The following is a 14,554-nucleotide window of genomic DNA, read 5'->3' on the forward strand; positions in this document are numbered from 1 at the left end:
GCGTTTTCTGCCTTTCAGAGAATACCACCGGAGACACCACAGGGCGGACAATCATGAAAACCTCTGTAGTTTAAGTCGTCCCGAAAGGGGCTCTCCCGATTTACTGTGATGAGTTTTCAACCCAGGGCTTACTAACCTTTCCCTTGGTGTAACCGGGGGTGTTGAGCCAGCCGACGGCGATAGGTGGTTTGGTAAAACTGTCCTCCCTTTAGCTGTATGGCTTTAGGTCCTCAAAGTACATCGGAAACGCCTCGTTCTAACCAATCATTGGGGGCGTGCGTTTATTGCTCGCAGGCTGCGAGTTAACGTTCGAGCTCTCGTTTGAACTGCTTGTTCGTACGATAGAGCGGTGTAATCCGATCTATCAATGATGCTTTTACTGGTTTCCGGAAAACAATTTCAATTGAGTCATCAAATCGCGCCCACGTTCTGAAGCCCGCTTGCTGAAGATGCCAGAGTACAATTCCTATTGCGGATTGACGTAAGACGGAAATAGCCAGTTCAGCCCAGTAGCCTTGCTCGTGCGCCTTCTTGACTGACTCCAGATTTTTCTCTTCAATTACGATGTCTGCAGAAGTGAGCTTCTTGATCCATTCAATCCCAATTGATGGGCCGATGTTAATATACAGGTCTCCTGGCCAATGTTCATGGTTTGTTTCAAACGTGACTGCAGCGAGATTAGGGTAGTCTGAACGAACGTTAGCGAGCCATTTCCATAAAGTAACTGATGACCTAGGATCGCCAAGAATAATTCTGGAGCAATCGTTGGTTTGTATATGTGAAACGCGCTGTATCATCATCAAAGGAACAGCGTACACCCCCCGTCCTCGGCGACCATCTCCGCGCCGAATTCCGTTGCGCTTTACATTTCCGATCGCTGAGTGTGGCGTTAGGTGAATGAATTTCATTGTTTGCGCCGTTGTTGGTGGATGCCAACCCGTGGGGAGAGACTGCTGCAGTTGTATTAGTATTCTGTTGGAGGAACTACTGGAAATCGTCCAGCTGATTGCAAGACAATGGGCCATCCCTTTGTGCAAGCGTTTTCGAGTTTGGATACTAGATCAAGGTTCACAGTGCTTGAACTGGTTATTGCCCCCATCAGCTCCCGAACATCGGGCACTATACGGTACGGACGATACTCGCTAGCAAGGAAGTCACTGATGAGGCTCCTCAGTTTCTTATCCCCTTTCGTGGAGTTAGCTATTTGTGAAAGTGTAGCTGTGGAGATGCGTACTTTCGTTGTGGTGTATCCTCCGGGCTCATCGCTCGCCGGTGTATAGAAAATCAAGACAGAGTCAGATAGGGGAAGACCAGTTTCGGTCCAGCCAGGCTCTGCTTGTGGCCAGCGATTGGTTGTGCCCGTCTCATCATCGACGATAAGTGTATCGCCCCCCAGGCAGCGTCTGGATAGGAAGCGGACAAGGTCGCGGCGGGCGCCGACTAGCTTTCTTCCATCATCAAGCTCTTTGAGAGTGGTATCCGGTACGGAGTTCAGATCACGAATAACTTGTTGGAAGTCTGGGGCAACCCACGGACTTTCGCCGAAATAGCCTATTTCACCACCCAGTTCTAAGTATGCTGCTATCAGCCCGTCCCCCTGCGGCTTGAACTTCTCCGTTGTTACATTAAGAATCTGGCGGAAGAAATAATCGTATAGCCAAAACCAACGTTCTGTGCCATCAGGCTGGCGACACTTAAAAACTGTATCGTCTCCAGGATGGTAACCTTCGTGGTTTACACAAGACCAATCTTTGATTTCTTCAATTGGCATTTTCTATGCTCCATCAGGGCAAGCTGCTGTCTTATTCTTGATGTTATCGACGAAGGAAGCCTTGCTTTATGTTTGTATATAGAGCGACATTTTGGTGAGTGAACCTTAGCATCCACCGTTAGCGATACAGGTACTCGTACGGACCTACTGGCTGTTAGGTTTTACGTCTACGGCCAGCTTCTACAACCTGATTCCTTAGTACCCGGGCGCTTGCCTCCGCCCGGACTAACCGCAGCCACCAATGCATCAATCTCCCACCTTTGTTTGTTGACCTTGCTCTCAAGCTCAGGGACTTGACTGTTGGCCACTTCCAACTCCTCCAACTCCTCCAGCAGCATTGCCGTCTGATCATCATTCTTTTCATCGACAGCAGTGTCATCCAGGCTGAGGAGACGCTTTAGTGCGGCCCTGCTACCGATACCGTAGCCATAAAAAACATTGCAGATGACGCGAGAAGGGGGAAATGTGAGGGTTTGTGCGTCCATGCGGCCTTACTTGGTCGGTTGCCCCTGCAGAATAGCAGAGCAGCACGGCACGGCACCGTTCAGATATCATCCTGTCCAAGCCCAAAGGCGTCTATGGTGAGGATTTCACACACACCTTCTCGGTGAAGCGGTTAATGAGGGATATGAGTACCGGGCAATACTACTGCCAGCACCCAGATGGCAGACTTGTGCTTTGTTGAGTATCTCGAGTGGTAGTAATACGACGGAATCGCTGCCAATCTAGCCAGTAAAGGCGCTGATGGCTGGCAAGTCGCTCTTCTCGCTGACTATTATTGTCGCCTTGACGATAACAATAATAAGGAGCTTTCATGTCTATGGATGAACAGTCGCCCCATTTGACTATTGCAGGGGAGCCCTCAGAAAGTGACGTCAGTGTTGAAAAGCTAGATCACGATATAACCACAGGTTCTCCCCTGGCTCCCGGGAATCTGTTTGCACTGTATTTGCGCCCCTCACGCTTCTTCTCAAATCACTCTTGGCTCTATCGCCGGTATGAAATCATATTGGTTGCTTGGCTCGCGGGCGTTATCTCAATTCAAGAGCGGATAGATGTAAGCCTCTCTCGATTTGGCATGACTGAAAACCCTTCGATGATGGTCACAGGAGCCGATGTAAGTGGCGCTTGGGCTGCTTATTTCGGCTTCTCATTGACCGCGGGAATGGTTAAAGGTGTCCTCTTATGGTTTTTGGCAGGTTGGTGGTATCACGCAAGGCTTGAGCTAAGTGGGGCAAAAGACGTTCCGATTGAGCATGCTCGAGCGGCCTACCAATACCAGAACCTTGTGCAGACGCTCCCGTCATTGGTGTTTGTAATTGCGATCTCTTTTCAGTACTCGAGTTATGTGGCGTATTGGCAGGAAGGCTCAGAAGTGTGGGCGACGTTCTTGCTGCTTTTTTCTTATTGGTCGTGTTGGGTAAGTTATTACGCTTCTCGGACTTTCTCGGTGTCGAAGTGGAAGGCTGGGTTCTGGTTTCTGCTATTGCCGATTATCTTTTACAGCTATCTCTTTGGCTTCATTTCAATACCGCAGTTCTCGATTGGCCCTTTTCGATTCGCGGGATAATTCGGCAATAATTGGGGTCAGAACAACATTTTGTCAGGAATATCCATCAATCCAGATGTTTGATGTAGCTTAAGTGGTCGCTGATCGTCCGATGGCGGGAGTGATTCGGTGCTTTGCACCTCACCCCTGCGGGGCAGCCTGCGGCTGTCTTAGCGCGCCGGGCGCGCTGATCGAACCCTCGCTAAGCGTTCCACTCGCGTCAGCTCGCCAAATTAAAAAGGCCCGTTACCTTGCGGTAACGGGCCTTTTTAATTTGGTGGAGATGGCGGGAGTCGAACCCGCGTCCGTCAGCACTCTGCCAGAGGCTCTACATGCTTAGTTCCGCCTATTGATTTAGCTCTTTACAGCCCAGCGGGCAGGACGTGAAGAGCGAGCCTGAAAAAGTTTTAGGCCATCCACGTCAGGTACGCTTCAGGACGATCCAGTTCTGTATGACAGCCTGCAGCGCGGTACTGGAACCTTACTGAAGGCCGCTAAGGGCGAACCCTTAGTTAGTGCTTCACGGGCCGCTTACGCAGCCAGTTGGGCACCGTAGTTGTCGTCGTTGGCAACTAATAAAATGCAGCTTTGGATTTACGTGATTCGCTACCCTCACGGCATGCACCCATGGTTTCGCCACCAACGTCGAATCCAAGTCATCCCCGGAGTCTACGGCTGCAGAAGCAGCTCAGTACGAAACGCATTTGCGTGGCGGCGAGTATACCTGAAGGTCACTGGCCACCATAGGGCGGTGACGAAATTTAGTGACTATTCGGTTACTGCCGTTCAAACAGGGCAATGGATTCCACATGAGTAGTGTGGGGGAACATATCCATTACACCTGCCTTACTAAGACGGTAGCCGCGCTGAATAAGTTCCGCAGTGTCCCGCGCCAGGGTGGCGGGGTTGCAGGAGACGTAGACGATACGGCTGGCATTGAAGTGACCGATATTGCGCACCACTTCCAGCGCGCCGGTGCGCGGTGGGTCCAGCAGGATCTTGTCAAAGCCGCCGCGCGCCCAGGGGCTGCGGGAGAAGTCGGAGGTGAGGTCGGCAGCCTGGAACTGGATGTTGCCGAGGCCGTTGGCGACGGCGTTTTCCTGCCCGCGGCGTGTGAGTTCCAGAATACCTTCCACGCCCACCACTTCGCGCGCGCGGGTGGCGATGGGCAGGGTGAAGTTGCCGAGACCGCAGAACAGGTCCAGCACGCGGTCTTGTGGCTGCAGATCCAGCAGCTCGACCGCTGTATGCACCATTTTGCGGTTGATGTCGAAATTGACCTGGATGAAGTCCTGTGGGTGGAACCGCAGGGTCACACCGAATTCCGGCAGGGCGTAGGCGAGCCGCTCTGAACCCTCTTCGGGCCAGGCTTTGTGGGCCTCTTCACCGGGCTGCAAATACAGCTGCAGGCCGTGATCGCGGGCAAAGCCCAGCCACAGGCTGCGGTCTTCGTCGGTCAGCGGTTGCAGGTGGCGCACCACCAGCGCGGTCGCATCTTCGCCGATGGCCACTTCGATATGGGAGATGTCGCGGCGGGTGTTGCAGCGTTCCACCAGCTGTTTCAGTTGTGGGATCAGCGCGGAAAACGCCTCCGGCAGCACCAGGCACTGGCTGATGTCCGTCAGGTTGTTGGAGCCTTTTTCGCGGAAGCCGAATACCAGCTCCGGCTTGCCGCCGGACTTGGGTTTCACATAGCGCACACCGAGGCGCGCCTTGCTGCGGTAGCCGAGGTCGGGGCCGGTGAGTGGCGGCAGCACGTCCTCTGGGGCCGCTTTGGCAAAGCGCTGCAGCTGGTCCAGCAGGATATGTTGCTTGGCTTCGATCTGGGCCGCCGGCGCCATGTGCTGCAGGGAACAGCCGCCGCATTCCGCCGCGTGCGGGCAGGGCGGAGTCTGGCGTATTGGCGCGGGTTCGAGGATTTCAATCGCCACCGCTTCGTCGAACTTGGCGCGGCTGGCGGTTACCCGCACTTTGACCTTTTCCCCGGGCAGCGCGTTGTCCACAAACAGGGTTTTGCCGCGATAGCGGGCGATGCCGCGCACTTCGTGGCTCAGCTGTTCGATTTCGACTTCATGAATCCCCTGGAGAGCGCCTTGGATAGGGCCGCGGGGGGTATCTGTGCCGCGGTTGGCCGCGGGGCGATTTCTTTTCGGGGGAGGTGATGATTTTTTAAAACGCATGGAGAGGAATATAAAAGCGCGGGGCCGCGTTCTGCGGCCCCGACCGGTGATTAAAGTATGGACTTAACGAAGGCCCAAAGTACGGGTATGGACTGGACAAACGTGAGCAGAATCAGCACCGGGCAGAAGATGCGCACATACCAGGGCCAGACTTTCCAGAACAGGGTTTGCTCGATGTCCTCGTGACCTTCTTTCAACTCTTTCAGCAGCTGGTCCCTGCGCAGGATCCAGCCGGCAAAGATACACAGGACGACACCCAGCAGGGGCTGTCCGTATTCGGTGCTGATGGAAACCACCAGTCCGAACAGGGTCTCGAAGTTAAAGATAATCAGGCTGCTGATGCCAAAGATGATGGCGCCCATCAGCAGGGTGGCGGGCTTGCGCTTGAGCCCAAGGCTTTCAATGGAGAAGGCCACCGGCACTTCCAGCATGGAGATGGAAGAGGTGAGGGAGGCGATCACCATCAGCGCAAAGAACGCAATGGCCACAAACAGGCCGGAGGTGCCCATGGTATCGAACAGAGCCGGCAGCACCTGCAGGATCAGGCCGGGGCCGCCGATCAGCTCGCCGGACTCGGCAAAGATCTGGGTGCCGGCTTCCTGGGCCACGTACATGGCGGGCAGGATCAGCAGGCCCGCGGTAAACGCGATGCCCACGTCGATCAGGGTCACCAGGGCGCCGAGGCGCGGCAGGCTCTCCTGTTTGCTCAGGTAGGAACCGTAAATCAACATGGTGCCGACACCCAGAGACAGGGAGAAGAACGCCTGACCCATGGCGGACAGCAGCAGCAAAGGCGACAGTTTGCTGAAGTCCGGGATCAGGTAAGCCTCAAGGCCTGACATGGCACCGGGCTGGGTCAGCACGTAGGCGATCAGCAGCAACAGCAGGATGATCAGCGCCGGCATCAGCAGGGTGGACCAGCGCTCGATTCCCTTTTCCACACCGCTGGCAATGATCAGCATGGTGAGGCCGCTGAAGATGGCGGTGAAGGTGAAATTGCGCGAGGCGCTGTCGCCGGTGAGCCACTGGGCGGCCTCAGAGGCGCCTACCAGTTCCGCGAACGGGTCGGCGAGGTGTGCCACCATCCAGCCGGCCACAATGGCGTAGAAACTGAGGATCATGGACGCGACCGCGATGCCGGCGAGGCCGGCGACGGTGCCGGTGGCGCGGCTGACGGGGCCAGTGGAAATACCGCGCAGCGCCTGGACCATGTTGCGCCGCGCGTGGCGGCCGATGGTGAGCTCCGCCATCAGTACCGGGTAGGCGAGCATGAATGCCAGCAGCAGGTAAACCACCACAAACGCGGCACCGCCGTTGGAGGCCACGTTGGTGGGGAAGCCCCAGATATTGCCGAGCCCCACAGCGGAGCCGGCGGCGGCCATCAGGAAGCCGAAGTTTGAGCTGAACTGTCCTCGCGGTGCACTCATGGTAAATCCTGTAATTATTCTTCTGGTAGGGGTTGTCGACGGTCAGTGGATAACGGTTACGTAACGCCCGCCGCTTGTGGCGGCGGGGCTCCTGTATCAGGGATCAGCGGTGATCATGGCGCATCAGGCGCTGCTTCTCGCGGTTCCAGTCGCGCTCTTTCTCGGTATCACGTTTGTCGTGCAGGGCTTTACCCTTGGCCAGCGCGATTTCGCATTTGATCAGGTGCTTTTTCCAGTAGAGCGCGGTGCACACACAGGTGTAACCCTTCTGCTCTACCGAGGCCATCAGTCTGGCGATTTCCTTGCGGTTCAGCAGCAGCCTGCGGGTGCGGTCCGGTTCGGTCACATAGTGGGTGGAGGCGCTGATCAGCGGCTGGATGCGTGCGCCCAGTAGCCACGCCTGTCCATCTTTGAACAGGACGTAGCTATCTGTGAGCTGGGCTTTGCCTTCGCGGCAGGATTTGACTTCCCAGCCCTGCAACTCCAGGCCAGCCTCAAACTTTTCCTCGATGAAATAGTCGTGCTTGGCCTTCTTGTTCAGGGCGATGGTGTTGGAAGTCGGGGCTTTCTTCTTTTTTGCCATGTGTACAACTTGCGCCTTGTTCAGGCTCTTTCTCTAAACAAACAGCTTTATATAAAGCTGGTGCCGAAGAACTTCAGGGCAACGGTGTTGATGAAGATCAGCAGCAGGATTACCGGGATAAAGGTGCCGAGGGCGAAGTTTACGTACTTCTGTGAGAGGGAGCCGGCAAAGCCGCTGTCTCCCTCGGTCAGCTCCTGGTCGAAATTGGCCCACTTCCACTTGTAGATCACGAAGATACATACCAGCAGGCCGTTAAGGGGCAGAATGGTATCGTAAAACAGGATTTCTACCAGATCGAAGAAGGATTTATCGCTGCCGGCGATCTTCACGAACTGGGTCAGCCAGTCTGCCATGCCGAAGGACATGGCGCAGAAGGCGGCGAGTACAAACTGGACGACGGCCAGAACAATGATGGCCTGCTTGCGGCTCATGCCGCGCTCATCGCGCAGGGTGGCGACGGGGACTTCAATGATGGACACCAGGGAAGTGAGCGCCGCCACAAACACCAGGAAGAAGAAGGCGGCGGCAATGGCGCTGGCACCGAAGTAGCCAATGGTGTCCTGCAGCGACAGGAAGATCTTCGGCAGGAACAGGAAAATCATGCCGGCGGAGGAGTCGCTCAGGGTGGCCGGGTCAATCTGCGGGTTGAAGTGGAAAATGCTCGGCAGGATCAGCAGGCCCGCGGTAAATGCCACCAGCGTGTCGGTCAGGGCGACGGCCTTGGCGGAACCCGGGATCGAGTCGCGCTTCTTCATGTAGGAGCCGTAGGTGATCATGATGCCCATACCGAGGGACAGGGAGAAAAATGCCTGTGCCATGGCTTTGCTGACGACTTCCGCGTTGAGCTTGGCGAAGTCCGGGATCAGGTAGTACTTAACGCCCAGCAGCGCATTTTCCTGGGTGAGTACGAACAGCACCAGGCACACCAGCATGACGAACAGCAGCGGCATCAGTGTCTTGGCGGCACGTTCGATGCCGTCTCTCACACCCATGGACAGCACGCCGTTGATGATGAGCATCAGCACAACCAGGTAGACGAACACGGATTTGGAGTTGATGAACTCGCCGAAGTAGGCCTCGGTGGTGAGCCCGGTCAGGTTGCCTTTGAAGATCTCAACCATGTAACCGAGCACCCACACGGTGACCACCATATAAAAGACGGCGATCATGAATGGGGTAAACAGTGCCAGCCAGCCGGGAATACGCCACAGCTTGGAACCGCCGGAGAGATGGCGGTAGGCGCCGACAGGGTCCTTATCGGTTCTGCGACCCAGCGCGAGCTCAGCCATCATTACCGGCAGGCAGATCAGGAAAACGAACAGTGCATAGACCAGCAGGAAGGCGCCACCACCACTTTTGGTGGCGGCCACAGGGAAAGACACCAGGTTGCCGATACCTACTGCGGAACCTGCCGCAGCCAGAATAAAACCGATTCGGGATCCAAAATGTTCTCGCGCTGCGGACATAGGTTACTCACTTGCCTGTTATTCTTGTCGTTTGAATGATCGCCGCCGTCGACATGGTCAGTGACGGTAGCTATCCGGGAGCGGCCCGGGTAAGTGGGGACCGATTGTTGCAGGATTTATCCGCCTTGAGTAGCGTCGCGGGCGAAATGTGTCCGGTGAGACATAGATTAGGCAAAAAACGCTTTCGCAGGGCAATGTTTGAGCAACGGGCCCAATTGAACAATGACAAAAGTTGAGCAATGACAAAAATTGAACGCAGCGCACTGGTGATGTTCAGCGCGGAACAGATGTTTGACCTGGTGAACGATGTCGCCAGTTATCCCCAATTCCTGCCCGGTTGCCGCGGGGCGGAGGTGCTATTTCAGGACGGGGAAACCCTGGAGGCGCGGTTGGATCTCTCCCGCGCGGGTATCTCCCAGAGCTTTGTGACCCGCAATCGTCTGCAGCGCCCGGAAACGATGACACTGACCCTGGTAGATGGGCCATTCAGCAGCTTTAACGGTGTCTGGGCTTTCACGCCGCTGGCGGAAAACGCGTGCAAGGTGGCCTTTACCCTGGAGTTCGAGGTCAGCAATCGTCTTTTGGGCGCGGCGGTGGGCAAGCTGTTTGGCGGTATCGCCAATCAGATGGTCGACGCCATGTGCGAACGCGCCGGCAGGGTTTACGGCGAGAATTCTTATGGAGACAAGCAATGACCAGCCAGAAAACCATCGCGGTGGAAGTGGTGTACGCACTTCCCCACGAGCAGCGTCTGATCAGCATGCTGGTGGAGCCGGGTACTACGGCATTAAAGGCGCTGGAGTTGTCGGGAATTCCGCGGGAGTATCCGGAAGTAGATCCGGCATCGGCCAAACTCGGAATTTTCGGGCAGGCGCTCGGCACCAAGGGGCTGGCAGTGGCGTCGGAGTATGTGCTGCAACCGGGAGACCGGGTGGAGGTGTACCGCCCGTTGATCGCTGACCCCAAGGAGGCGCGCAAGCAGCGGGCGGAAAAGGCGAAGCGCCAGGCCGGGGGCGACTGAGCCCCCGAGAACGGGTTAGCCGGGCCAGCCGGACGGCTGCCAGTCGCCGCTGGTCTCGATCAGCTGGTCGCCGTTGAAGTAAACGCTGAAACGTTTCTGGCTCTCTTCGCCGTTGGGTTCGCGCACGCGGTTGATATAGTCCCAGCGGTTGGGGTTGAAGGTGTCTTCCAGCAGCGGTGTGCCCAGCACGAAGCGCACCTGGCGGCGGGTCATGCCCGGCTTCAGCTGGTCCACCATTTCCTGGGTGATGATATTGCCCTGCTGGACCTGGATGCGGTGTACACCGGGAAACTTGAACAAGCTGCAGGCGGTAGCGAAGCTACACAGGCCGGCGATCAGCAGGATACGTACAACGGATGGCATTGATTGCTCCATCTGGATTTTTATTGAGTTCCAATTTGTCTATGGCTGCGGATGTTTGCAGGTCCGACCATGAGAATAGTCGCCAGCCCGCGGGCAAAGTTCCCGCTGGGGTGATGACAAAGCTGGCGATAGCGTCACTCATTTGTCGATTTGTCCGGGCAAAAAACGAGGTGAGTGTGTGCTCACTTCTGCTGGGGTTCCCGGAAATTCTTCAAAACGGGTGATACTGGACCGAATCCCGGTATGGGGTTCCGCTGCCTGCACTGGGCGTGGATAATACCCGAACTGCGCGCGGGCCGACAGGCGTGCGCCGCGATTACGATATAGCGATTACGAGCACACATCCGGAAAGTATTACTCATGTTGAACGAAAATCAGGAACTGCGTAAGGCGGGCCTCAAGGTCACGCTGCCACGCGTGAAAATTTTGCAACTGCTGGAAGGCGCCAGTGACCAGCATCTGAGTGCTGAGGATGTGTACAAGATGCTGCTGGACGCCGGCGAAGACGTGGGTCTGGCGACCGTTTACCGGGTATTGACCCAGTTCGAAAGCGCCGGGCTGGTGATCCGCCACAATTTTGACGGCGGCCACTCCGTATTTGAACTCGACCGCGGCGACCACCACGATCATATGGTGTGCACCGATACCGGCGAAGTGATCGAGTTCCACAATGAAAAGATCGAAGAGCTGCAACACCAGATCGCCGAGGAGCACGGCTATGAGCTCACCGGCCACAGCCTGGTGCTGTATGTGAAGAAGAAGGGCGGCTGAGCCCGGCAATGAAAAAGGGAGCCATCGGCTCCCTTTTTTTGTGTCTGAATTTTGCGCAGGACACAGCTCCCGGCACGGATGATTACACCGGTGCGGTGTAGTCTTCCGGATACTTGCCCACCTTGGTGGCATAGAAGCTGCCGAAGCGCGCCAGCTCTTTCGCCAGGTTCTCGCTCATCTCCATCACTGGCCCCAGGCCCGCTTCTTTTTTGGCGAAGTCGATAAAACCGCACACTACCGGCACCGCCGCGCCGCGGGCGATGTGGTAGAAGCCGGTCTTCCAGCGCTCGGCCTTGCCGCGGGTACCTTCCGGCGGCACCGCAATCACCAGCTCTTCCCGCGTGTTGTACTGATTGACGGTGGCTTCCACCAGGTTGTTGGATTTGCTGCGGTCCACCGCAATACCGCCAAACCAGCGCATGGTGGGCCCCAGGGGGAACTGGAACAGTTTGTCCTTGCCCATCCACTGCGGGTTCACCTTCAGCTTGAGGGCGGCGAGGATGAAAAAGTAGCCGTCCCAGTTGGAGGTGTGGGGCGCTGCCAGCAGCACATACTTTTTCAGGCGCAGTGCGCGCTCGTCGGCGACGATTTTCCAACCGTGCAGTTTCAGTAGCCCGCGCGCCAGCAACCGCAGGCAGGGGGTGAGAATGGGGGTGTTGAAAATGGTTGTCTGCATGGTGTGACCGAATTCTTTGCCCGACAGTGTAGTTTGGAACCCCGTGCAAAGGGCGCGGCAGTATAAAGTGAATCTTGTGCCACTTTCGGTCAATTTCGGCCCGGGGACGGGATCCGGGCCGACTATCTGTGACTGGTCAGGTCTGGCTTGCTCGCTGGAGAGGGCCTGGGATCAGGCCCTGCTCAGCATTTCCTCCGCGTGCGCCAGGGACTGTGCGGTGGCCTCGCCGCCCAGCATGCGGGCGATCTCGGCACTGCGCTCACCGTCCTGCAGTTCCCGCAGGGCCACGAATGCGGCCGCACCGTCGCTGTGTTTCTCCACTAGGTACTGGCGGTGGGCGCGGGCGGCCACCTGCGCCAGGTGGGTTACACAGATTACCTGACCGCGCTCGCCCAGTTGACGCAGCAGCTTGCCGACCACGTCGCCGGTGGCGCCACCGATGCCCACGTCCACCTCGTCAAACACCAGGGTGGGGGTGCGGGAGGTCTGCGCGGTGACCACCTGGATGGCCAGACTGACCCGCGACAGTTCGCCGCCGGAGGCAATCTTGCCGAGCGCGCGCGCGGGCTGGCCCGGGTTGGTGGCAATCAGGATTTCCACTTCCTCGAGGCCGGTGGAGGCTGGCTTTTCCAGTTCGGTCAGCGCCAGTTCTACCCGCGCGTGGGGCATTGCCAGGTCCGCCAGCTGGGCATTGACTGCCTCCGCGAGTTTCTTGGCCGCGGCGGCACGCAGCTTGCTGAGCTTGCCAGCACTGGCGCGGAAGGCCTTTTCCAGCCGTTCACATTCCCCGGCCAGTTTGTCCAGCGCATCCGGTGCGCCAATTTCGTCCAGCTCCTGCTGCCACTGCAGCTGTACTTCCGGCAGCTGGTCCGGCTGTACCCGGTGCTTGCGGGCGATGGAGTAGATCGCCGACAGGCGCTCTTCCACCTCCGCCAGCCGCTCCGGGTCCATTTCAAAACGGTCGATATGTCGCGACAGGGTACTGGCGGCCTCGTCTATCTGGATACGGGCGCTGTCGAGCATCTGCGCCACGTCCATCAATGCCTGGGTCTGCTCGGGCATGGCGCTGACGAGGTGCAGGGCACGGTGTAACTGCTCGGCGATGTCGCCCTCGCCGCCGTTCAGCAGCGCGGCCAGCTGGTAGCTGCCGTTCAGAATATCGCCGGCGTTGGCCAGCTGGCGCTGTTCGCTTTCCAGCTCGTCCAGTTCACCCGGCTTCAGGTTCAACTGCTCCAGTTCCTGCAGCTGGTATTCCAGCAGGTCGCGGCGGGCCTGGGTTTCCTCGGCGCCGTCGGCCAGCTTACGGTAGCGGCGGTACTGGTCCTGCCAGGTCTTGAAGTGAATACGCACTTCGGCGGACTGCGCCTCGGCGTGGGCGTATTCGTCCAGCAGGCGGCGGTGGGTTTCCTTTTTCAGCAGCGACTGGTGTTCGTGCTGGCTGTGGATGTCGATCAACTGCTCGCCGAGGGCGCGCAGTTGCAGCAGGGTCACCGGTTGGCCGTTGATATAGGCGCGCGAACGGCCGTCGGCACCGATGGTGCGGCGCAGGATCACCTCGCGCCCGGCGTCCAGTTCCTGCTCTTCCAGCCAGTCGCGGGCGTCCCGGTGATTGCTGATATCGAAGGTGGCGTGGATGTCGGCGCGCTGTGCGCCGGCCCGCACCAGCTCGGCATTGCCGCGGTCGCCGAGGGCGAGGCCGAGGGCGTCCAGGGTGATGGATTTACCGGCGCCGGTTTCGCCCGTCAGGGTGCTGGTGCCGGGGCCGAATTCCAGCTCCAGCTGGTCGACCAGGGTGAACTGACTGATAGACAGATGCAGCAACATGGGATCGTGCTTGGTGGTTGTTGATAGTGGTTGTTTATACAGTATTTGGCGGAGAATTTTCAATCACCCCGGGCGTAGATTGCGATGCAATCGTTTTTCGCGGTCCCCGTATCGCCACCTTACTCTGGCAGCTGCCTTCCCGAAGGATGCCAATGAAAAGGTTGCGGGTAGCCGTTTGATGGTGCCCTCCGGCGCTTGAAGTGCGCGGGAGTGCCCCCATATACCCCTGCATTGCCGGTGTTCGCCGGCGTTTTACCGATTTTGATCCAACTGGCAGCAAGCCGACGAGCACAGACGGAGAGAGCAGTGGCCAAAGAGCGCAGCGAAGACCAACAGGAAGAACAGCACATCGAGACCGCCGAAGTCGAGATCCCTACCCCGGAAGAACAGCATGCGGCGGAAGAGGTTCTGCAGGAAGAACTCGCGGTAGAGAGTGCCCAGGAGATTGAGATCGCCTCACTGCACCAGCAGCTGGCCGAGCACAAAGACATGGTGCTGCGCGCCCAGGCCGATGTGCAGAATGCCCGCCGCCGCGCTGAAATGGATGTGGAAAAGGCGCACAAGTTCGGAGTGGAAAAACTGCTCAAGGACCTGCTGCCGGTAGTCGACAACCTGGACCGCGCCCTGGCCACCATCGACAGCGAGCACGAGGCACACAAGGCCGTGGTGGAAGGTATCGAGCTGACCCGCAAGTCCTTCCTCGACACCCTGACCCGCAACGGCGTTGAGGTGGTTGACCCCGCGGGCGAGCCTTTCGACCCGGAACTGCACCAGGCCATGACCCAGGTGCCCAATGGCAACGTGGAGCCGAACACTGTGCTCGACGTGTTCCAGAAGGGCTACCGTCTGCACGGCCGCCTGCTGCGCCCGGCGATGGTGGTGGTCAGTAAGGCACCCTGATTCAGTTTGACGGCCGCCCTTGA

The 14,554-nt window shown here is 57.8% G+C and carries 15 protein-coding genes and 1 other RNA gene; 5 read left to right on the forward strand and 11 right to left on the reverse strand.

Translation table 11 applies throughout. From position 1 onward, the window contains the following. Positions 1-302: 302 nt before the first annotated feature. The 3 genes from R5R33_RS12900 to R5R33_RS12910 form a co-directional block, all read right to left on the reverse strand. Positions 303-908 carry a hypothetical protein gene (locus R5R33_RS12900; protein ID WP_318953112.1) on the reverse strand — a complete coding sequence of 202 codons (606 nt, stop codon included), beginning with the start codon at positions 906-908 and terminating at the stop codon, positions 303-305. Positions 909-964: 56 nt separating this feature from the next. After that, positions 965-1,771, reverse strand: coding sequence for a hypothetical protein (locus tag R5R33_RS12905; RefSeq protein WP_318953113.1), 807 nt, complete (start codon positions 1,769-1,771; stop codon positions 965-967). Positions 1,772-1,938: 167 nt separating this feature from the next. Further along, positions 1,939-2,256, reverse strand: a complete 318-nt coding sequence (locus R5R33_RS12910; protein WP_318953114.1) for a hypothetical protein — start codon at positions 2,254-2,256, stop codon at positions 1,939-1,941. 329 nt (positions 2,257-2,585) lie between these two features. Here R5R33_RS12910 and R5R33_RS12915 point away from each other — a divergent pair, with 329 nt between their 5' ends. Beyond that, a complete protein-coding gene (locus R5R33_RS12915; protein ID WP_318953115.1) occupies positions 2,586-3,341 on the forward strand; it encodes a hypothetical protein in 756 nt (251 codons plus the stop codon). Between the two features lie 254 nt (positions 3,342-3,595). Here the strand turns inward: R5R33_RS12915 and ssrA are convergent. From ssrA to R5R33_RS12940, 5 genes are all read right to left on the reverse strand, one after another. Beyond that, positions 3,596-3,984, reverse strand: a transfer-messenger RNA (tmRNA) gene (ssrA, locus tag R5R33_RS12920). Positions 3,985-4,096: 112 nt separating this feature from the next. Further along, a complete protein-coding gene (rlmD, locus tag R5R33_RS12925; RefSeq protein WP_404810366.1) occupies positions 4,097-5,500 on the reverse strand; it encodes a 23S rRNA (uracil(1939)-C(5))-methyltransferase RlmD in 1,404 nt (467 codons plus the stop codon). Positions 5,501-5,550: 50 nt separating this feature from the next. Next, entirely contained in the window at positions 5,551-6,927 is a 1,377-nt protein-coding gene (locus tag R5R33_RS12930) for a sodium-dependent transporter (protein ID WP_318953116.1), read from the reverse strand. 103 nt (positions 6,928-7,030) lie between these two features. Continuing rightward, complete coding sequence (smpB, locus tag R5R33_RS12935) at positions 7,031-7,510, reverse strand: SsrA-binding protein SmpB (RefSeq protein WP_318953117.1); 480 nt, start codon at positions 7,508-7,510, stop codon at positions 7,031-7,033. A 47-nt stretch (positions 7,511-7,557) separates the two neighbouring features. Next, positions 7,558-8,976: a sodium-dependent transporter gene (locus R5R33_RS12940; protein WP_318953118.1), complete on the reverse strand. Its 1,419-nt coding sequence runs from the start codon at positions 8,974-8,976 to the stop codon at positions 7,558-7,560. 239 nt (positions 8,977-9,215) lie between these two features. Here R5R33_RS12940 and R5R33_RS12945 point away from each other — a divergent pair, with 239 nt between their 5' ends. Continuing rightward, positions 9,216-9,671 carry a type II toxin-antitoxin system RatA family toxin gene (locus R5R33_RS12945; RefSeq protein WP_318953119.1) on the forward strand — a complete coding sequence of 152 codons (456 nt, stop codon included), beginning with the start codon at positions 9,216-9,218 and terminating at the stop codon, positions 9,669-9,671. Then, the gene (locus R5R33_RS12950) at positions 9,668-9,997 is read left to right on the forward strand and encodes an RnfH family protein (protein WP_318953120.1); all 330 of its coding nucleotides are present in this window, start codon (positions 9,668-9,670) and stop codon (positions 9,995-9,997) included. Before R5R33_RS12945 ends, R5R33_RS12950 begins: the two co-directional genes overlap by 4 nt. Positions 9,998-10,012: 15 nt before the next feature. On the opposite strand, the gene R5R33_RS12955 is transcribed toward R5R33_RS12950, so the two are convergent. Continuing rightward, entirely contained in the window at positions 10,013-10,360 is a 348-nt protein-coding gene (locus R5R33_RS12955) for an outer membrane protein assembly factor BamE (RefSeq protein WP_318953121.1), read from the reverse strand. Positions 10,361-10,720: 360 nt separating this feature from the next. Between R5R33_RS12955 and fur the strand changes: the two genes are divergently transcribed. Continuing rightward, entirely contained in the window at positions 10,721-11,131 is a 411-nt protein-coding gene (fur, locus tag R5R33_RS12960; protein ID WP_318953122.1) for a ferric iron uptake transcriptional regulator, read from the forward strand. Between the two features lie 82 nt (positions 11,132-11,213). Here the strand turns inward: fur and R5R33_RS12965 are convergent, their stop codons facing one another. Further along, positions 11,214-11,807 (reverse strand): lysophospholipid acyltransferase family protein, encoded by a 594-nt coding sequence (locus R5R33_RS12965; protein ID WP_318953123.1) that lies wholly within the window; start codon positions 11,805-11,807, stop codon positions 11,214-11,216. Between the two features lie 171 nt (positions 11,808-11,978). After that, on the reverse strand, positions 11,979-13,631 hold the full coding sequence (recN, locus tag R5R33_RS12970) for a DNA repair protein RecN (protein WP_318953124.1): 1,653 nt from the start codon (positions 13,629-13,631) through the stop codon (positions 11,979-11,981). Positions 13,632-13,937: 306 nt separating this feature from the next. Between recN and grpE the strand changes: the two genes are divergently transcribed. Continuing rightward, on the forward strand, positions 13,938-14,531 hold the full coding sequence (gene grpE, locus R5R33_RS12975; protein ID WP_318953125.1) for a nucleotide exchange factor GrpE: 594 nt from the start codon (positions 13,938-13,940) through the stop codon (positions 14,529-14,531). The last annotated feature ends 23 nt before the right edge of the window (positions 14,532-14,554 follow it).

Source organism: Microbulbifer pacificus (assembly GCF_033723955.1).
GTDB classification, from domain to species: domain Bacteria; phylum Pseudomonadota; class Gammaproteobacteria; order Pseudomonadales; family Cellvibrionaceae; genus Microbulbifer; species Microbulbifer pacificus.